Source organism: Candidatus Limousia pullorum, assembly GCF_057405065.1.
Window position 1 is genome coordinate 2,118,914 of sequence record NZ_CM171614.1, and the last position, 20,438, is coordinate 2,139,351.

Sequence of the window (20,438 nt, forward strand, 5' to 3'; positions counted from 1 at the left end):
ACATATAAAACATACACCTCTGAATATATATCTACTAAAGATATATTTTCGGAGGTGTTTTTTTGCATAGCTATACAATATCATTGAAAAGTATTTTTTCTACTTTACGCCCTTATATTTTAGGCGTATTTACGGCGGCACTTATAAACATCGCTATTGTCGCCCTCTGCTCTTTCATGTTCTCCGTATCAAAAACATTTTCCTCGGAAGCTGTTTTAGGTGTAGTAATAGGAGCCGATGTTATCTGCGCTTTTGTGGGAGGATACGTAGCCGCAAGAATCAAAAAAGAAAAAGGAATTGTCTGCGGAGCCATTGTAGGCGGCATTTTATTCATTCTGGTTTTAACAGGCGGAATGATAAGCGGATTTGAAGAAGTTACATACAGAACTGTTCTTTCATTCGGTATACTTCTAATTTTCGGAGCGCTGGGAGGAATTAAAGGCGTAAACCGCAAAACACGAATTAAAATCAAATAAACCTATCAAAAACGCCCTTTCCTAAGTATAAGGAAAGGGCGTAAATATTTTGTTTTATGCTGCTTCTGTAGCATCTGTTTCTGTTGCGTTTGAATTATCATCGAGTGAAGCAGTTTCAGAGGTTTCGCTCTCTGTACTCATCGCCATAATATACTTATCATCGTCGATTATACTCCAGTACATTGAAAGATAATAGTTTCTAACCTCATCATATTTTGAATATTTCCAAACAGCGGTATCTTCGTTATAAGTAACTCTCTTTCCGTCAATTTTCAGACTGTCACTGTAAGTTTCCTTAAGTGAATCGTATGCCGCCTGAGCATCTTCTTCAGTTGCGCAATCATACTGCATGAGAATACTGTCAACATATCCGCCTACCCAAGAATAGGTTATTGTCAAACGCTCAATATTAAATTCATTATCGTCTTCAGGAACATCCCTGTACACAATCAAATCCAAATCCATGTCATCTGCAATGCCTGATTCTGTTGCAGTGGTCTGCTGTGCTGCACAGCCGGCAAGCGAAAGACAAAACACCAACAAAGCGGCGAAAGTAAATATCTTTTTCATCCAAAAACCTCCGAAAAGCCAATTCGTTTAACTGCATATTATTATATCATTATATAGAAAGCTTTTCAATAATTTTGAGGCTATTTCATATAATAAACACAAAATTTCACGCAGGAACCACCGCTGCAATCTGTTTGCCCATCTGTTCATATCTTAATTCCACCAAGCTCTTATCGTATTTAACAAGAGAACCATAAAGCGGGTCGTTGAAATAGTAATAATAATCGTCATATCCCACAAGAAGCAGACAATGCTCATTGTAAGGGAAAGTAAACACATCACCTATTTCATATTCGGCGTTCTCATCCACATAATCAACTATCCAAGAATCAGTCGGATATGATGCAACCATATATGTTGTAGCCCAAAGCAAAACAGGCTGTTCCTTAGCTAAATATTTCTTTATAATATCTGATAACTCTATGTCCTTTTCATATATAGCCTTGTACTCTGTTTCACCGATATCGCTGAAATACTTATTTATTGATTTTGCAATTACCGGACTGAAACAACCGTATCCGGAAGAATCATACGGATTGTTTATAAAAGCGGAATTCATATCCGCCGCAGCTATACCTTCATCTGTAAAAGTCATATATCTTATTGTCAAATAGTCGTCAATAAATGTATTAGGGGTGATGTCATATCCCATACCCTGTAATAGCATTACTGCGCAGACGCTTTCACAGGCGTAATAATAATCCGGCTTTTGACAAATCTGCGGCATATCGACAAGAACCGACGATGGCATTTCTATTACTTCCACAGTACAACTGTCTGATTCATTGTATCTTGTAACATTTATTGTGGTTTCACCAACCGCTTCAGCAGTTATTGTACCGTCCTCAGCAACTGACACAACAGAAGTATCAGAAGAGGCAAAAGAAAGATGCTGTGAATTTTCCTCAGTGGTTGCCAGCACAGATGTTTCCCCTACAACCAAAACTATAGAATCGTTTCCGTCCTCAATTCTAAAATCAACCGGTGTAACATCGACATACACAGTAATAATTTCCTCAACGCCGTTATATAAAGTACCTTTTATTTCAGCTTTTCCGGAGGATATTCCCGTAACCTCTCCGGTTTGAGCATCAACAGAGGCAATATCAGGGTTAAGTGACTCGTACACAACGCTGTGTTCTATTTCTTCAACTCCATCATAAAAGGATATCTGCATTTTTTCTCCCGAAGCAATGGACTCTTTATCGGAAACAAGAGTAAGAGAATCAGGCTGAGCAACAACTACAACCTTTGCACTGTCGCTTTTATTGTATTTATTACTGATAGTTATTTCTGTAGTTCCTACACTTAGTCCTTCCAAAGTACCGTCCGACGAGATTGAAGCTATATCTTGATTTTCAGAGGAAAAAGAACTTCCTCTTGTTCCCTCCGCCTCTATTTTCAGAGTTTCACCTTCGCTGATATAATACACATCTTTCGACAATCCTGGCAAACTAAAAAATCCGGTTAAAAAAAGATATACCAAAGCAGTTCCAACAATCACAACCAGAGCCGATACATATTTTACCCACCTAAAGCGTTTTGGGGAAGCTGCATTTTTCCTATAATTTCTGTTTTTCTTTTCATTATTCACTATTTCTTCCATAACCACACCTTAACAAACAAAAAAGGCGACCGAACCACAAAACACATGATCCGGCCGCCACAGATCTCTTATACGATTGAGTGAGTTGCCAAAATAATATTATTCAACTTCTACTACCCATCCGAACTTATCTTCAATCTTACCCCACTGAATACCTGTAAGATTGTCGTAAAGCTTCTGAGAAATCTCTCCGATTTCTCCGTTGTTGATAGTCATAATCTTGTCGCCCCATTTGAGTTCACCGATAGGTGAAATAACTGCGGCTGTACCTGTTCCGAAGCTTTCAACAAGCTTTCCTTCGTCATATGCCTTTGCAACCTCATCGATTGAAATCTGACGCTCGGAAACCTTATAGCCCCAGCTGCGGAGAAGTTCGATTGTGCTGAGTCTTGTAATACCGCCGAGAATTGAACCCTGAAGAGCAGGTGTAACAACTTCGTCGCCGATAACAAAGAATACGTTCATTGTTCCAACTTCTTCGATATATTTTCTTTCAACACCGTCAAGCCAGAGAACCTGAGTGTAGTTCTGCTTCTCAGCCTCGTCCTGAGCCTTCAAGGAAGCTGCATAGTTACCAGCTGTCTTTGTAAAGCCCATACCGCCTCTAACGGCACGAACATATTTCTGTTCAACATAAATTTTTACAGGATTAAGACCCTCTGGATAATATGCTCCAACAGGAGAGCAGATTACACAGAAAATAAGGTGATGAGCAGGATGCACACCAACATGTGGGTCAATACCGAAAATAAACGGTCTTATGTAAAGTGATGTTCCCTCTGACTTTGGAATCCAGTCCTCGTCAACCTTAACAAGAGCCTTGATAGCCTCAACACAGAACTCCTCATCAATAAGAGGAATACAGAGTCTTTCGTTTGAAAGATTAAGTCTTGCCATATTCTTTTCTGGGCGGAAAAGCAATGGCTTGCCGTTAGCGCCTCTGTAAGCTTTCATGCCCTCGAAAACTTCCTGGCCATAGTGAAGACACATAGCAGCCGGGCTGAGTTCAATAGGTCCGAAAGGAACAATTCTTGGATTGTGCCAGCCTTCGCCCTCGTCATAGTTCATAAGGAACATATGATCTGTAAATATCTGACCAAAGCCAAGCTTTGACTCGTCTTGTGGCTTAGCCTTAGGATTTTTAGTAAGTTCAATTTTAATTTCCTGCATTAGAATAACCTTCTCTCAAGATTAAATAGTGTTAAATATTAACTGTTTATTATCATATCACAAAAATGTCATTTATTCAATATTTATTTCATACAAATTCATTGTATTGATTATTTTTTTCATATCCTCCGGTATGTCGCAGCAAAGCTCCATAACTTTCCCGTCAATAGGATGAAAAAATTTCATTTTAGCGCAATGTAACGCTTGTCTTTCTATTTTTTCAAGGCTTCCGCCATAAAGGTCGTCACCTTCAAGAGGATGACCTATACTGCTCATGTGACACCTGATCTGGTGTGTTCTGCCTGTTTCAAGCCAAAGTTTAACAAGGGATGAATTGTCAAAACAGTCCATTCTTTCAAAATGGGTAACCGCCTTATCTCCGTCGTCAGAAATAATTCTCAGCATTGTGCTGTTTTCTGATTTTTTGATAGGCTTATCTATTGTCCCTTTTTCAGGAGTAATGCCGGTACACACTGCAATGTATTCCTTGTAAATATCCTGTTTCTGTAAAATACCGGCTGAGTGTCTGTCTTTGGCAATCAGTACAAGACCTGATGTATCCTTATCAAGTCTGTTTACAGCTCTGAATGTGTAGTCCTCTCCCTTTTCAAGACTATAGTATCTTAAAAAATTTGCAAGTGTATTTTCCTGATGTATTTTTGTTGGATGAACTGGAGTAGACGCAGGCTTATTTATGATAATAATATGACTGTCCTCATAAACTATATCAAGACTGCCTTTTACAGGAATAATATTGTTATCTTCTGAGACCTGTTTTAAAACTATCTCATCACCTGCAAAAACCTTTTCATCGGCTTTTATGAGCTGCCCTTTTCTTGTTATTCCCAAAGGTATTTTTTTCAGTTTTGTAAAGGTTCTGGTTGATACACCGCAGGTGATTTTTAAAAATACTTTTAAAAGCTTTCCGTCATCATTTTCCCCTACAGTAAAGCTGATAGCTCCGTTATCACAGCTATTAGCAGATAAAAAATCTTTTGTATAATTACCTTCCATTTTACTTCCTGCCATTAAAACACATATTTACAGAGCAAAAATACAATTACACACTGTATCACGAATATAACCGGAATACCAACCATAAATTTAGCATGCAGAGTTTTATGTCTGATTCCCCTCATAGTAAGATACATGCCTACGCTTCCCCCTATTGCCGACAAAAGAAGCAAGGTTTTTTCCGGAACTCTTCTCCAGCCGTTTATAGCAGCTTTCTTATCAAATACTGTCACAATAACAGCTATGATATTTATTACTATTAAATACACAATGAAAATTTTATCCATAAAAATCATCTCCATAGGAAGTGTTGTTCAATGAAAATCACAAATAGGTTAAAGTTTATTTCTATCATTATTTTAGCTGCCGCCATACTCATAGCCGGTGCAGGCACAAAGCTGACAGATTTTTTCGGTGAGAATTTCAAAATTCCTCATTCGGAAAACAACAGCACTCAAAACAATCAATCTTCAAGCAGTTCCGAAGAAATCTCAAGGCTTCCAGATGAGGAAGTCCGTGGACTTTGGGTAAGTTATATAGACTTAAATATGAGCGGCACCGACTATTCACAAGGATCCTTTGAAAGTAAATTTGATACAATAGTCGATGACGCTTTAAAAAACGGATTTAATACACTTATTGTTCAGGTTAGGCCATTTGCCGACGCTCTTTATGATTCAGACTACTTCCCCACATCCCATGTCACTTTTCAAACACAAGGTGCAGAACTTACATATGACCCTCTTGAATACATGTGCAAAGCCGCACACGACAACAATCTGAGAATAGAAGCTTGGATAAATCCATACAGAATTAAAACTACAGATTTTCCTGACCCACTCAGCGATGACAACCCCTATATAAAAAATAAAAATCTTGGAGTAGTAACGGACACAGGTATCTATTTTAATCCAGCTTTTCCTGAGGTCACAGAGCTTATCTGCAATGGCGTAAGGGAAATATTAGAAAAATATCCCGTAGACGGAATTCAATTTGACGATTATTTCTACCCCACACAGGATAAAAGCTTCGATTCGGAGGCATATAATGAATATTATTCCTCACAGCTCAATAAAGGAGAAGAAGCCATGTCGCTGGATGACTGGAGAGTGGAAAACGTTAACAGTATGCTGAGAGAAGTCTATAAAACAGTACATGAAACAAGCGACACCGCAGTTTTCGGAATATCTCCTCAGGGAAATCTCGGCAATAACGCAAAGCTTTATGCCGACGTGATTACCTGGTGTACTACTGAAGGATATGCCGACTATATCTGCCCGCAGATATATTTTAGCCTTGACAACCCAGCACTCACTTTTGAGGACGCATTGCAGGATTGGATTGATATTGACTTTGCTCCGGGTGTAGAATTGTATGTCGGTCTTGCAGGCTATAAAGCCGGCAGTGACGCCGATTCCGGAACATGGCTTGACCGTGATGATATTATCAAAACACAAATTGAAATCATACGTGAAGCAGATATAAACGGATTTATACTTTATAGCTACAATTCTCTTGTAAGTGAAGAAGCTTCAAAAGAAATTGAAAATATGAGAAATCTTTTAACCTCATAAAAGCATTATCGTACTAAACTGCCTATACAACAATCCTTTTCACAGCTTTCAATATAAACATCTGCAAATGTTCCGCAAAGCTTTTTGAAACTTTCTTCATCTTCTTTGTTTATTTTTATCTTTACATGGGTATAATTCTTTGTGTACCCCTCAAGAAAGCCGTCACGGCGAATGGTTTCTATTAAAACGGGTTCAGTTCTGCCCTTTTGAGAAGCCAAAAAGCCGAGGCGGCTTTTATCTGTTTCTTCGATCATAATTTTGCTTCTTCTGTCTTTTTCCTCAGGGCTTACCTGATTAGGCATTTTGTCGGCAACTGTTCCCTTTCTTCTTGAATAAGAAAAAACATGAACTTTTGCAAAACCAACAGACTTTACAAAGTCCAAAGATTTTTGAAATTCTTCCTCTGTCTCCCCTGCAAATCCAACCATAACATCTGTGGTAAAAGCCGGATTTTCAAAGGCTTCTGAAAGATTTTTAACGATATCCATATATTCAGCAGATGTATAATGTCTGTTCATTCTCTTTAATGTTTCATCACATCCGCTTTGAAGAGAAAGATGGAACTGCGGACAGAACTTTTTCTGAACAGACAAGCGTTTAATAGTTTCCTTGTCCATCTTTTCAGGCTCTATAGAACCAAGTCTCACACGCTCTATTCCATCAACTGCACAGGCTACATCTACAGCGTCGCAGAGATTGCTTCCTGTGTCCTGGCCAAAGGCGCAGAGATTTATTCCTACAAGGACAACCTCTTTGTATCCCTTTTGTGCAAGAGCCTCTATTTCCTCTTTAAGCTGTGAAAGCTTCTTTGACCTAACTCTTCCTCTTGCGTAAGGTATAATACAGTAGGAACAAAATCTGTTGCAGCCGTCCTCAATTTTAACAAAAGCTCTTGTACGCTCGTCAAAATCAGAAATCGCCATAGACTCAAATTCTTCCCCTGAGTTTTGATGTTCGGTTATATCTATAATCTGTTGTTTGCTGGAAAGATATCTTTCTATTGACGGGACAAGCATTTTTCTTGAGGCGTTCCCCAAAACTATATCGCAGCCCTCAAAAAGAGATGTATCATCAGGGAATGCCTGTGGCATACATCCGGTCAGCACAATTATTCCATGAGGATTTTCTCTTCTTATTCTTCTTATAAGCTTTCGGTTTTTGCTGTCACTGACAGAGGTAACCGTACATGTATTTATAACTGTGATATCAGCTATTTCTTTGTTATCGGATGGCATATATCCGGATTTTATCAAATTCTCTCTCATCACCTGTGATTCATACTGGTTCACTTTACATCCGAGAGTTATCACATTAAAATTCAAATTATCACCTTTTTCAATATTTTTAATACCATATGAAATGGTAGAGTATTTCTGTGAAAAATAAAACTGTCCACAGCGGATAGTATATCAGATAATTTTCAGAAAATCAAAAGAAATTTTTCAAAATACTTGATTATTCGTCAAATAAATGGTATCATGTACTTGATTTCGATTTTTGGAGGTATTTAAATTGTATACGAGAAATATCATAATTAAAAATCTTGATGATGCAAAGTCCATTGTTAACATCGCCAACAAGTACAAAAACTTGAGTATCAAGATTTCTAAAGACGATTATTCAATCGACGCTCATTCAATAATGGGGGTTATTTCTATGGGTGTACTGAACAGCGAATTTTCCGGCGCAATTTCTCTTAATGTTGACGGAGATGTTCCTGAGGACTTCAAAAAAGATATTGAAAATTACGTCGTAAACGAGTCACTCTGATAAGTATATTTCTACTTTGACAAAATGTCAATATTTATCCTTTCGACTCACTATTAAAACTACAAAATTTTATTTCGTGTTTTTATAAGCCGTCTTTCGACGGTTTATTTTTTGCCTTTCATAAAAGACAGCGTGAGACTATCTTTCGTTAAATCTCACGCTGTTTTTTATGTTAGTATATAAATTTAAAATTAGTTATTAGCATTTTTATCAGCTTCGAGTATCTTATAGAATCTATAACCACCGCTGAAGTTTTTGCACTTATATCCAAGCTGTGAAAGAATTCTCGCTGCAATATAACCTCTAAGTCCAATCTGACAGGTGATATATATTGTCTTGGATTTATCAAGTTCGGAAATTCTTGCTCTAAGATTATCTACAGGAATATTTATAAAACCATCAATGATTCCTGCATTTGCAACCTCTGCTTCTGTTCTTACATCAAGCAATATACCGTTTTCGTCAGCTTTTGCAGCTTCCAAATCCTCCCAGCAAATATGCTCAACTTTACCTGTAAGTGTATTTTCTATAACATAACCTGCCATATTTACTGGGTCTTTTGCAGAACCGTAAGGAGGAGCATAACAAAGCTCAAGGTTAGTCAAATCATAAGCTGTCATATTTGCTCTGATAGCAACTGCATATACATCGCATCTCTTGTCAACACCGTCTCTGCCAACAATCTGTGCACCCAAAATCTTTCCTGTTTTCTTTTCATATATGGTCTTTATAGCCATCATGGAAGCACCTGGATAGTAGGTAGCGTGGTTTGCGGAATATGTATAAACTTTTCCGTAATCAAGACCCTGTCTTTTTGCTTCTTTCTCGTTAAGTCCTGTAGATGCAACAGTTATATCGAATACCTTCATAACAGAAGAACCCTGAGTTCCGGTATAGACTGTTCCAAGGCCGCATATATTATCTGCAACAATTCTTCCCTGTTTGTTTGCAGGACCTGCAAGAGGAACATAGCTTTTTTCTTTAGTTATAAAGTTTGTAATCTCTATAACGTCGCCGATAGCGTAAATATTCTTTATATTTGTTCTCATATGGCTGTCAACTTTAATAGCTCCTCTTGAGTTTACCTCAATACCTGCTTCAATAGCCATTTTACTTTCAGGTTTAACACCTATAGCCATAACAACCATATCAGTTTCAACTTTTCTACCGCTTATAGTTACCTCAAGAGCATTGTCTTTCTCTTCGATTTCCTCCAAAGCACTGTTAAGCATAAGCTTAACCCCTTTAGATCTCAAGTGACAATGTACCTCTGCTGCCATATCATAGTCGATTGGAGCAATTACCTGATTGCTCATCTCAACGATTGTTACATCAACTCCGACAGCTTTAATGTTTTCTGCAATTTCAAGACCGATGAAACCGCCGCCAACAACAACCGCTCTCTGAGGCTTTTTATAATCAACATATTCCTTCAATCTCAAGGTATCAGGAATATTTCTGATTGTGAAAACTTTATTTGACTCTATACCCTTAATATTGGGTCTAATAGGGTCAGCACCCATAGAAAGCACAAGCTCGTCATAGCTTTCTTCGTATGTAGTTCCGTCTACAACTTTTTTAACTGTTACTTTCTTTTCATCAGGATTTATTGCAATAACCTCGCTGAGTATTCTTACATCAACATTAAATCTAGCATTAAAGCTCTTTGGTGTTTGAAGTGTAAGGGCAGACTGCTCCTTAATTTCTCCGCTCACATAATAAGGAAGTCCGCAGTTTGCAAAAGAGATAAATTCACCTTTTTCAAACATTACAATTTCTGCGTTTTCATCAAGACGTCTGAGTCTTGCAGCGGCAGAAGCTCCGCCGGCAACACCGCCGACAATAACAACTTTCTTTTTGCTGTCGTTCATAAATATTCCTCCGTTTTCACATATTAAAAGATATTACAAGCAAAGCTTATTTTCTGATTCATATATATTATATAACTAATATTATACTTTATCAACAACAAACACTAGATTTTTATACAATATATTTTGTTTTGTTAACAAATAATCATTCAATTTTGTATAACTCTCTTAAAATATACTTATAATAAATATATAACGGCTTTATTATACTAATTTTGACATAACATTTCAGTGACCATATCACAAAAATAAAAACTCTTTATTAAAAAAGATTATCTCCTTTATCAAATCGTTTTCTAAGAAGAGATATTGCCTTTTTTTCAATTCGCGAAACATATGACCGTGATATGTCAAGCTTTTGTGCAACCTCACGCTGAGTTAACGGTTTACATCCGTTAAGTCCATAACGAAGAATTATTATCTTTTTTTCACGGCTATCCAACACTTCATCTATATATCTCGAAATTTTTTCACTTTTGATTTTTAAATCCAGTGTTTCAACTATATCATCATCCACAGACATTACATCCATTAAGGTCAGTGGGTTTCCATCTTTATCTGTATCAATAGACTCATTCAATGAAACATCCTGAGCCGATTTTCGGCAGTTTCTAAAATGCATTAAAATTTCATTTTCAATACACTTTGACGCATAGCTTGAAAGCTTTATATTCTTATCAGGGTCATAAGTGTTAATTGCTTTTATAAGACCAATAGTTCCTATAGAAACCAAATCATCCTGATCACTTTGGACGGAATAATATTTTTTGATTATATGTGCGACCAATCTTAAATTATGTTCTACCAATTTATTTTTTGCCTTTTTATCCTCTGTTTTTAGTCTGTCTATCCAATATTTTTCTTCTTCCGCAGAAAGCTTTTTTGGAAAAGCTCCTGTTGAACAAACATGTAGTATTAAGAAATAGAGATAATTGCCAATAGACGCAAGAAAATCCAGCATTTCATCACTCTTTTCATTTTAGTACTACATTCTATTCTCAACACATAAAATAATTGCAAGTCCATAATATATAAACTCAAAACACAATTTATTGGCAGCAAATTTTCATTTAATGTAAAACCTCGGATTTCAGTAATTGAAATCCGAGGTTTGTTTAAGTTTTAATTATTTTAAGAAAGTATTTTCTCAAAAAATCATGCACGTTATTACTTTTTAACAAGCATAATTTGGATCAATGTTGCATCCAAAACAGTTATAGAATTGCTGCTATCGATATCTGCTTCAGAAACAAAGAAATCAACATCAAGCTCCATTCTTGTAAGATATTTCTGAATCAATGTGACATCATTTACATCTACAGTTCCATTGTGATCAACGTCGCCCAACTTATACTCAGGTACTGAAGAAGCATCTTCAATTGCGCTTTCCAAAGCTGTTAATGCTTCATTTACGTTATTAGCTTCAGCCATTGGATTTTCTTCCATTGCTTTTGCGTAAATATAGCTGTTTACAAGCTCTTGGTAATTACCCTTATCAACAATGGATACGCCAAGTTTATTCATAAGAGCTTCTGCCTCTGCAGTTTTCTCTGCAAGACTTGTTTTATCAACATTTTCAAATACCATAAATTCTCTCAGCTTAAATGTTGTCCCGTTAAGCAATGATACGCCCTGCATTTTTACATATCTGGCAGTTACAGGAGTATCAAGAGTAATTACCTCTTGTTTCTTATTGGTATCTGTATATGTAACAGTTTTAACGTCTGTCCATGCCTTACCATCTGTTGAAACCTGAATCTTATAAGTCTGAGGTGATCTATCCCACTGTAAAACTACTTCGCTGATTTCATGATTTTCAAAAAGATCTACTGTAAGGAAAGCACCGTTATAGTTACCCTCGAAGAAAGAGTCAATCTCTGTTACGCTTACATTATTTGAACCGTCAAGTGCAAAGCCGTCTCCGTCTGTTGCTTTCCAGCCTACTCTTATTTTCTTCCAGTCAACGTCATAATTGCCCATTCCAACAGTCTGTCCGTCTCCGGCAACGCCCTTATCCTGTGCAACATTGACCTTGTTATATGCTGTTCCTTTTGCAATGGCATTGATAAGCTCTGGTGAAAATGCTTTATTATAAACTTCAAAGTTACCAAGCTTTCCAACAAATCCTCCGCCTATATTTGTAACAGGAAGTACAAATGTTGTTGCAAGGTTCTCGTAATCGGTTTCAGAAGCAGAAGCTCTTCCCAAATGCTTAACCAAAACGCCGTCCACATAAAGTTTTGTTGCCTGCTGTGTACCGACAATTGTTACATTATGTTTTTCGTTAAGATTAAGTTTGTAATTTCCAAATGTCTGTTCAAAATAGCTTCTGTTTATTCTGAGAGTACCGTCTTCTTTTACTGAAAGTCTGCCGTCATATCCTTCCAGAATAGCGGAATTATCGCCGTTGCCTTCTCCAACTTCTATGTCGAAAGTTACAGTATATGGATAGCTTATGGTTTTAAGCGGAGTTGTAATCTTTGTATCAGCTGTAAATGTCATCATTCCATCCTCAACAGCTCCTCCGTTTACTATTGAAGCATCATAACCGTTTCCGCTCATATCATAAACAACATCGCCGGAAACATTTTCAAAGTCATACTTCATTACAAGATTTGACTGAGAGGCGACATTCATAGCTATATCTGTATTCTGAGTCTTATCTCTAAGCTTGCTGAATGTAAGTTCATATTCTTCATATGTATCATCAGCTCTTACGCCGCCCCATGTTTTTTCTGAAGTAACAGCAGCTGCTCTGATTATTCTTTCATCGCAATCCTTCTCTGTAATACCAATAAGGTTAACATCAGCCCAGCAGGCGGTTTTTGCACCAAGAAGACCTGGCTCACCCTTAGTGATTTTTCCAACTGCAAATACAGTAGGATCCCAGTTTTCATACATCCACTCAACATTAACTATATCACGGTTGTTTCTTCCTGGGTTGTTGTACATTATAGGCTGGTCAACATTGATAATCTTAAATCCGTCTTTAATACGCTGCAATGGATTATCCCATGATGTTGCCCAGCAGTCCATCTCTACATCAGTGTAGTTGGAAACACTAGAACCTGTATAAGAGCCAAGACCTGCCCATAAGCGGACTGTCTTTCCTTTTGACTCCAAAAGTGCCTTTAACTCGTCAATAAGCTTTACCATGTTAGCACTTTCGTTAGACTTAATATTCCAGTATTCATCTATACCTATATGAACTGTGTCTGAAAGGAATGTTGGATCATCTTCATCAAGATACTCTTCAAACAAAAGTTTAACCATCTTAAGGGAATTTTCAAATCTGCCATCTTCCAATGACAAGAGTTCCCAGTTTCTGGTGCTGTTTACCGGACCTGTGATTCCCGCTTCTGCAGCCTCATCAGCATTTTCATAAACATATTTTGTAAGTGCCAAAGAATGTCCCGGAATATCAATTTCAGTTATTGTATCAACTCCGAAATCCATTCCATAGGTCTGAAGGTCTTTCCACTCTTCTTTTGTATAGGAAGGTGTTCCGCCCATACTCTCATTATAATACTCGTTTGATTTAGCTGTAGATGTGAGACTTGGGAATGTTTCGCTTTCAAGTCTGAAATATCCCTCTGTATCCTTCCAATGCTCATAACTTGTAACATCGCCGTTAGGATTATGAATGTTATCATTTATATGCAGATGCACTTCGTTTATCTTATACCATGAAAGCATTTTCTCATAATCTTTAAGCATCTGAATTCTATACGGAGCACGAGCGATATCTATCATAACTCCTCTGATTTCATAGTTTGGATAGTCTCTTATAACACCCATTGGAACATCAAGAGTATTATCCTGGAACAAAATCTGCTCAAGAGTTACTGTTCCATAATAAGCACCTGTATAGCCTGGAGCGTAAATTTTAAGACCCAGATGATTTGTTATCATAAAATAACCTTCGTCACCGACATCATATGTATCATCTGTCATTGCTTCAATGTAAATATCATTTTGATTTCCATCTGTGCCGGCAACAACCTGAAGGTCAAGTCCATAAGCATCCAAAAGATCCTCTTTTAAGTTCTCTGCAACTTTAGCAATGCCCAAATTGGCTTCATCGTTATAAACAATTCTTGTATCAGAAGTGATTGTAAAATTACCTGTATAGCCATACCATTCCTGAATATTGGGTATTACTGCAGGCTCCTCATTAGGATTTTCAACCGGAGGATAGATGTTTGGAAATTCAGCTGTTTTATCCGGAACAGTAACAACAAAGCTTTTCTCCGCATAATCTTCAGCGTTTTCTTTGTTTTCAACTCTAACAATAACAGAAACATCTCTGTCTCCGATATTATAAGGTGTTACTTCGTTATCAAGGCTGATAACATTTTTAACCTCGCTGCCCTTGATAAATATCTTATAATCACTGTGAACCTGAGGAAGTTCAATAGAAGTTGAGTCTACAGTAAGTTCAGGTAGTGATGTTATCTTATTCATTATCTCTGCTGCTGAAGCAGGTGCATTTGGGTCGATAAGCTGAGTTCCGTAAATTTCAATTTCTTTTACGGAAATAGAATCCCATACTGCCTTTGAGTTAATTTCTGTAAAATAGAAACGAACATATCTGTCAAGTTCAGTTATATCAGTAAAGGTATCTATTTTGTTTGTTTCGTCGCTTGCAGCAACAGAAATATCTTTTACTGTTCTCCACTCATCATTAACAGATGCTCTTGTCTGAATCTGATATTTTGTTGCCCAAACCTTAGCGTTGAAGTATACTTTTACTTCTGTAATATCTGTTACATTTGTTTTCAAATCAAGTTCAAGCCACTGAGGTTCTACCGGATCATTCCACATAGTTCTTCCAGATGACCAGCGTGAATCGGCGGTTTCTTTATCGCCATCAACTGTTTTGTCAGGAGTCCATGTTGAACTTTCAGAAGCGGAAGCAGTAGCATTTTTTCCCTGTGCCACATTTCCTGTCACTTCTACAAGCTCTGAGTCATCTCCGCCTGACTGAGTTCCGTTAATTTCAATTTCTTTAATAGAGATTGTTCCCCATGCAGCTGAAGAATTCAACTCGTTAAAATAGAAACGAACATATCTGTCAAGCTCAGTAACGTCATTTATTGTAAATACTTTATTTTGCTCTGTGCCGGAATCTGAAGTCACATTTTTAACAGTAACCCACTCGTCATCCTCTGAAGCTCTTGTCTGAATATCAAAATTTGTAGACCATGCAAGCTTATCAAATGTCAATGTAATATCGGTTATATTTGTTACTTCTTTCTCAAGATCCAAAGCAATCCATTGAGGTACTATTGGAGTAACATTATACACTCTTGCTGATGCCCAGCGTGAATCAGCAGAAGTTTTATCACCATCAACCGCTTTATCAGGAGTCCAAACATCGCTCTCGGAACCGGAGGCGGTTGCCGTCTTACCTAAGGCAACATTTCCCGTAAAGTCATCTTGTGTATTTAAGGCTATATCATTGTATACACTTTCAACTGTATTAAGGTCATTAACTGTTCCGGTGTATGAATTAACTTTTCCCTCAGCAGATACAAAGCTGGCACACAGTACTGATGAAACCAATAAAGCCGTACACAAAATAACTGATAATATCTTTTTCATTGTTCTCCTCCTTTTGTTTTAATTAGCAAAGTCGCCGGACATTTAATTATGCCCGACGACATACGCAATAATTATTTAACCTTCTAGTTAAATAATCAAATTAAATGTTAATTAATATTAAACTGTCTTTCCAAAAATGTCAGATGCACCTGTGAGATATGTCTGAATTATAGTTGCGTCTTCAATATCAACACTACCATCCAAATCTATATCTGAGTACTTACTATATGTATCTGCATTATCTATAGTTTTTCCGGATACGATAAGCTGAATAATTGTTGCATCAGAAACTGTAACATTACCGCTTCCGTCAATATCTCCGCCACGAATAACAACTGCGTTCATTGCAGCAAGTGCAGATGCAGCTGCGTCATACTCTTCCTGTGTTCCGCCGTTTTCAAGAAGCTCTGCTGCCTTATTATAAGCCTCTGCAAACTTCTCGTTATTCATGATATCTGCATAGTTTGCAATCACTTCATCAGCGTTTGCCTTTGCATTGTTAAGAGCTTCAGCATTACTTGCATCCATCTGATTATGGAGATAGAATTCAGCAGCAGAACCGTAGTTATTCTTACCGGCTTTAACTGTGATCTTAATATCAGTAGCAGAAATAATAGAATCAAAGTTAACCTTCTTTGTTGAAGAATCAGCAGCCCAATTTACAGAAGTGATTTCAGTCCATTCATTTACACCTGCTTCTGTGTTCTTGTAATAGAATGTTGCAGATGTAATGTAACCGTTATCGCCTGACTGTCTTGGAACATATGTTATAGCTCCAACATCCAGTGTTGTTCCTTCGTTAGCGTGAATTTCGATGTTAGCAGGAAGTGCCTGAATTGGTGTATAATTTGAATGCCAGAATGTATTGAGATTGTTATCAAATGCATAGGAAATTGGTCCTTCAGATCCTGCAGCAGGGTTCTGGTTATCACACTCAACTGTGAAACTGTCATTTGAAATAATTGTCTCGTCTGGTGCATTGAGATTATCAGCCTTTACATAATCAACAAGACCGATAAATGCATTTGTCTTGCTTCCTATTCTATTGAATGGTGATGAAAGTGTAGCTCTCATTGCAAGACCTGCTGTTGAGCCAAGTGAGTCAACCAATTCGCCGTTTACATAAAGACTTGCAAAGTTCTGTTCGCCTCTAAATGTAAGTGTTACCCACTCGCCTACAGGAAGCTCATAATCAAATGTATAAGTACGTGCGCCTCTTACAAAGCCAACCTTTCCTGTATCAGCCTGAACAGCCTGAATTGCATATTTACCTGCACCGTTAGTAGGCTGATAATCACTTTCAAAGAGTATCTGCTCTTCGTTAGAATAGCTGGTTCTCTTAACTCTTATTGTAAGATCTGTATCAACTGGGAGATACTCGATTGGTGTTTCTACATAGCTTGTATCACCGTTGAGAACCAGAGCCTGATTACCTTCAGCAATGTCTGTATATGTTACATTCTCAGAGTTATCTGTAAGATTATAGCCGTTTCCGGTTACATCTGTGCCTGTACCATCATCAAAAGTATACTCAGCAAATGTCTTGTCATTAGCTGTTGTCTCTACTTCATTGTAAGGATTTGTGCCAGGAGCTGTTGAAGTTTCCTCAAATGTTTCTGCCAACTCAGTAGCTGTTTTCTCAGTTCCTTCACCCCAGAGCTTCTCACTGAAAGCTGCTACCGGCTTATAGAATCTGTCAAAGTCATCATACTCATAGATACCATTATCTCTTGTGTCGATGCAGTCGTTCCAAATAGCATAAGCGCCACCGAGCATCTGATCTTCAGTTTCAGCAATTGTTGTTCCGCCGATTACGTTTGGCTTCCAATTGTTGTATATGCTTGTTGGGTTGAGATAATCGTAGTAGTAGTTTGCACCAGGAACAATATAAACACTTCCGTCGTTGATGTTGATAAGGTCGTAACCCTGTTCAAGCATAGCCTTAGGATTAGCCCAACCTGTGTTCCAGATATACATCTGAACATCATCAGAGTATACAGGTGTTGTACCTGTGATAGTTGAAAGGCTTCCCCAAATTCTTACAGTTCTGCCCTTTTCCTGCTGGATGTACTTAAGGATAGTATCTGCAAACTTTCTGTAATCTTCATTATTGTGTGTGTACTCGTCAGCACCAACATTTACAGTTGTCAGTTCGTCAAATACAGGATTTTCACCATCCAAATACTCATCCCAGATATCCTTAATAAGTTCTGTAGATTTAGGATTTGAAAGATCAAAATGGTCTGCATATGAGCGGCCGCTTCCGTTTATATAATCAACCGCAAGTTCATCAAATACAGATGTGATTGCAAGAGAGTGTGCAGGGAAGTCAAACTCAGGAACAATATTTACACCGATTGCTCTTGAATCTGTAATCAACTGTCTGAATTCATCCTTAGTATAGTAAAGGTCCTCAGCTGTGATACCTTCGCCCTCGTCGTTTGTTATATCACTTTCCATACGGAATGCAGAATATGCATCAAGAGGATCAAGACCTGCGTTTACATAGTCCTCAAGGAATATAAGGTTATCGTTAAGGTGAAGCTCAAAGTCATTAAGCTTGTACCAAGACATTGTCTTAGCGATATCGTAGATTGTTTCTATTTCGATTGGAATTCTGCCTACGTCAAGCATAAATCCTCTGATTTCATACTTAGGATAGTCTCTCATCTCACCCTGTGGAATTGTTGTTCCGTTCTGCTTGAGAATCTGGAGGAATGTCACTGTTGCCCAGCGAGCACCTGTAGCTGTATTAGCAGTTACATAAGCTGCACCGTCAGCGATATTTACATAGTAACCTTCATCACGAAGATTCATTGTGTCTTCTGCATCAAGAGCAAGATAGAAGTCACCAGCGGCAACATCTTCTTTTGTGCCTGCTGTAACAGCAAGTTCCATGCCTGTAACTTCAAGATAATCAGCAGCAAACAACTCAGCTGTTGCTTTAAGATCCTCAGAAGCATATACAACCTTACTGCTCTCAGTAATTGTCATATCGCCTGTTGAGCCAATCCATTCTGCGATTTCCGGAATTACAACCGGCTTTGCATTATTTTCTTCAGCGGAAGCAGCAACTTTTCCAGGAACTGTAACTGTCAAATCAGCTGTTCTCTTTGTATCTTGTCCGTCAGTAACCTCATAAGCAACTTTCACCTGCTTGTCTACGAGAGGAGTTGCAATGTTACCTTCTGGTGTAATAACATTATCATAGTTACTGCCTGCAAATGTAACTTCAAAGCCCTCTGGAACCTCAGGAAGTGGAACAGTTGTGTCGTCAGCTGTGATTTCAGGAGCAGTTATAGAATTTACTAATTCTGCAAGTGTATGGTCTGAAATTACAAGTGGTTCTGCAAAAAGTCCAATTTCAAAAATTGAAATTGTATTCCAAGTTACCTCTTTGCCTGATTCGTCCTGTCCTCTATCGGCGAAATCTTTAATGTAAATTCTAAAATATCTACCTGTTGCAGGAGTATCAAAATTTACCTTTGTATTCCAGCCATCATAAAGTTCAGTACTTGAATAGCTGTAAGCTACTTTCCAAGAATCTGCAGCAGCTGTGTCTGAATACTGAATCTCGAAACTTTTTACAGTATTTCTCTCCCAGTGTATAGTTGCAGCAGCAATCTCTGTTGGCTCGCCCATGTCGATCTGAACCCAGTGAGGTGCGTTAGCAACAGCACTTGCCCAACGGGTTGAATCGCTTCCGTCAACGGTTTTCGGTGCAGCAAAATCATTTGTTTCACTGCTGTCAGCAGTAGCTGTTTTGCCTGTTGCCAAATTTGTGTTCTCTGCTGCCGATGAACTAAAGGAAATCATTGAAAACATTCCCATTATCATCGTCAAAGCCAGCAAAACAGATAATGCTTTTTTTGTGATATTTTTTTGCATTTTGTTTTTCTCCTTTCTCATAATAAATGCTAAAATTGGCACGTATGCCACTTACAATATATAGTATATCACAACAAAAAAAAGACAACAATAGTTAAAATGTATATTTTTTATATATTTTTTTGTGCACTTATTACAATCACAAAAATAATATGTGTAAAAAGCCGGATACCACTGAATTCAGTAATATCCGGCTCTTAAATAAACTTATTTTTATTGGTTTCTTACCAGGTTTTGCAGATATTTTTTGTTAATTATCTCAACAGCACCTCGGTTTATACTTACAACACCATCTTCCGCAAAACTCTTAAGCATCCTGCTTACGACTTCTCTGGCGCTTCCTATTTCTTTGGCTATGTCACCATGAGTTGTTTTAATTACATTGGTATTTTTCCTGTTCATTTCATCCAGTAAATAAATAGCAAGACGTTTATCAAATCCCATAAATAGAATTTGCTGCATTGCCCACATAGTATCAGAAAATCTTTCAGCTGTAATCCTCAGCATAAAATTTTCTGCATATACATTTGTTTTCATTACGGAAGAAAATGCCGCAGGAGATATAAGTAAAAGACTGCAATCCTCCCTGGCGTCTACAAAAACATCAAAAGTTATCTGAGAAAGGACACAGGAAGCTGAAAGAACACAAACATCATTTTCATAAAGATTATAAAGAGTAACTTCTCTGCCTTCGTCTGACAATATATAAGTACGCAGACTCCCTTTTAAAATAACAAGGACTCCAAGACATTCTTCAGAAGCACTGTAAACATGACTGCCTTTTTTATAATTAACAGTTTTGCAGTTGTCCTTAAGCAATGTCTGTTCCTCTTTATTCAATTTTTCCCAAAAAGGCAAATAATCTTCAAGTTTATGCATAAAAATCAGCCACCTA

14 protein-coding genes are annotated in these 20,438 nt (G+C 37.6%); 3 read left to right on the top strand and 11 right to left on the bottom strand.

Annotated features, from left to right (window positions below; all coding sequences use genetic code 11):
* Positions 1 to 62 precede the first annotated feature (62 nt).
* Positions 63 to 476, top strand: coding sequence for a TIGR04086 family membrane protein (locus CGICJO_RS09775; RefSeq protein ID WP_158096202.1), 414 nt, complete (start codon positions 63 to 65; stop codon positions 474 to 476).
* A gap of 54 nt (positions 477 to 530) precedes the next feature.
* Here the strand turns inward: CGICJO_RS09775 and CGICJO_RS09780 are convergent, their stop codons facing one another.
* From CGICJO_RS09780 to CGICJO_RS09800, 5 genes are all read right to left on the bottom strand, one after another.
* Complete coding sequence (locus CGICJO_RS09780) at positions 531 to 1,046, bottom strand: hypothetical protein (RefSeq protein WP_087376484.1); 516 nt, start codon at positions 1,044 to 1,046, stop codon at positions 531 to 533.
* A gap of 106 nt (positions 1,047 to 1,152) precedes the next feature.
* Positions 1,153 to 2,652, bottom strand: coding sequence for an Ig-like domain-containing protein (locus CGICJO_RS09785; RefSeq protein ID WP_486498729.1), 1,500 nt, complete (start codon positions 2,650 to 2,652; stop codon positions 1,153 to 1,155).
* Positions 2,653 to 2,751: 99 nt separating this feature from the next.
* Positions 2,752 to 3,822, bottom strand: coding sequence for a branched-chain amino acid aminotransferase (locus CGICJO_RS09790; RefSeq protein WP_087376488.1), 1,071 nt, complete (start codon positions 3,820 to 3,822; stop codon positions 2,752 to 2,754).
* A gap of 72 nt (positions 3,823 to 3,894) precedes the next feature.
* Positions 3,895 to 4,836: an RluA family pseudouridine synthase gene (locus CGICJO_RS09795; RefSeq protein WP_158096204.1), complete on the bottom strand. Its 942-nt coding sequence runs from the start codon at positions 4,834 to 4,836 to the stop codon at positions 3,895 to 3,897.
* A gap of 14 nt (positions 4,837 to 4,850) precedes the next feature.
* The gene (locus tag CGICJO_RS09800) at positions 4,851 to 5,123 is read right to left on the bottom strand and encodes a DUF1294 domain-containing protein (RefSeq protein ID WP_087376492.1); all 273 of its coding nucleotides are present in this window, start codon (positions 5,121 to 5,123) and stop codon (positions 4,851 to 4,853) included.
* 30 nt (positions 5,124 to 5,153) lie between these two features.
* Here CGICJO_RS09800 and CGICJO_RS09805 point away from each other — a divergent pair, with 30 nt between their 5' ends.
* Entirely contained in the window at positions 5,154 to 6,410 is a 1,257-nt protein-coding gene (locus CGICJO_RS09805; RefSeq protein ID WP_486498730.1) for a glycoside hydrolase family 10-like protein, read from the top strand.
* Between the two features lie 5 nt (positions 6,411 to 6,415).
* Here the strand turns inward: CGICJO_RS09805 and mtaB are convergent, their stop codons facing one another.
* Positions 6,416 to 7,720 carry a tRNA (N(6)-L-threonylcarbamoyladenosine(37)-C(2))-methylthiotransferase MtaB gene (gene mtaB, locus CGICJO_RS09810; protein WP_486500019.1) on the bottom strand — a complete coding sequence of 435 codons (1,305 nt, stop codon included), beginning with the start codon at positions 7,718 to 7,720 and terminating at the stop codon, positions 6,416 to 6,418.
* A gap of 202 nt (positions 7,721 to 7,922) precedes the next feature.
* Between mtaB and CGICJO_RS09815 the strand changes: the two genes are divergently transcribed.
* Positions 7,923 to 8,180, top strand: coding sequence for an HPr family phosphocarrier protein (locus CGICJO_RS09815; protein WP_158096205.1), 258 nt, complete (start codon positions 7,923 to 7,925; stop codon positions 8,178 to 8,180).
* Positions 8,181 to 8,371: 191 nt separating this feature from the next.
* On the opposite strand, the gene CGICJO_RS09820 is transcribed toward CGICJO_RS09815, so the two are convergent.
* The 5 genes from CGICJO_RS09820 to CGICJO_RS09840 all read right to left on the bottom strand — a co-directional run bounded on the left by CGICJO_RS09820 (position 8,372) and on the right by CGICJO_RS09840 (position 20,422).
* Positions 8,372 to 10,051, bottom strand: coding sequence for an FAD-dependent oxidoreductase (locus CGICJO_RS09820; protein ID WP_486498731.1), 1,680 nt, complete (start codon positions 10,049 to 10,051; stop codon positions 8,372 to 8,374).
* 262 nt (positions 10,052 to 10,313) lie between these two features.
* Entirely contained in the window at positions 10,314 to 11,012 is a 699-nt protein-coding gene (sigK, locus tag CGICJO_RS09825) for an RNA polymerase sporulation sigma factor SigK (RefSeq protein ID WP_087376501.1), read from the bottom strand.
* 206 nt (positions 11,013 to 11,218) lie between these two features.
* Positions 11,219 to 15,655 (bottom strand): discoidin domain-containing protein, encoded by a 4,437-nt coding sequence (locus tag CGICJO_RS09830; RefSeq protein WP_486498732.1) that lies wholly within the window; start codon positions 15,653 to 15,655, stop codon positions 11,219 to 11,221.
* Positions 15,656 to 15,772: 117 nt separating this feature from the next.
* Positions 15,773 to 19,543, bottom strand: a complete 3,771-nt coding sequence (locus CGICJO_RS09835) for a discoidin domain-containing protein (protein ID WP_486498733.1) — start codon at positions 19,541 to 19,543, stop codon at positions 15,773 to 15,775.
* Positions 19,544 to 19,756: 213 nt separating this feature from the next.
* The gene (locus CGICJO_RS09840) at positions 19,757 to 20,422 is read right to left on the bottom strand and encodes a Crp/Fnr family transcriptional regulator (protein ID WP_087376507.1); all 666 of its coding nucleotides are present in this window, start codon (positions 20,420 to 20,422) and stop codon (positions 19,757 to 19,759) included.
* Positions 20,423 to 20,438: the final 16 nt, after the last annotated feature.

Bases quoted from the DNA above. Each gene is read 5' to 3' on its own strand.
- CGICJO_RS09780 (WP_087376484.1), bottom strand. From the start codon at position 1,046: ATGAAAAAGATATTTACTTTCGCCGCTTTGTTGGTGTTTTGTCTTTCG.
- CGICJO_RS09785 (WP_486498729.1), bottom strand. From the start codon at position 2,652: ATGGAAGAAATAGTGAATAATGAAAAGAAAAACAGAAATTATAGGAAA.
- CGICJO_RS09790 (WP_087376488.1), bottom strand. From the start codon at position 3,822: ATGCAGGAAATTAAAATTGAACTTACTAAAAATCCTAAGGCTAAGCCA.
- CGICJO_RS09795 (WP_158096204.1), bottom strand. From the start codon at position 4,836: ATGGAAGGTAATTATACAAAAGATTTTTTATCTGCTAATAGCTGTGAT.
- CGICJO_RS09800 (WP_087376492.1), bottom strand. From the start codon at position 5,123: ATGGATAAAATTTTCATTGTGTATTTAATAGTAATAAATATCATAGCT.
- CGICJO_RS09805 (WP_486498730.1), top strand. From the start codon at position 5,154: ATGAAAATCACAAATAGGTTAAAGTTTATTTCTATCATTATTTTAGCT.
- CGICJO_RS09820 (WP_486498731.1), bottom strand. From the start codon at position 10,051: ATGAACGACAGCAAAAAGAAAGTTGTTATTGTCGGCGGTGTTGCCGGC.
- sigK (WP_087376501.1), bottom strand. From the start codon at position 11,012: ATGCTGGATTTTCTTGCGTCTATTGGCAATTATCTCTATTTCTTAATA.
- CGICJO_RS09830 (WP_486498732.1), bottom strand. From the start codon at position 15,655: ATGAAAAAGATATTATCAGTTATTTTGTGTACGGCTTTATTGGTTTCA.
- CGICJO_RS09835 (WP_486498733.1), bottom strand. From the start codon at position 19,543: ATGCAAAAAAATATCACAAAAAAAGCATTATCTGTTTTGCTGGCTTTG.
- CGICJO_RS09840 (WP_087376507.1), bottom strand. From the start codon at position 20,422: ATGCATAAACTTGAAGATTATTTGCCTTTTTGGGAAAAATTGAATAAA.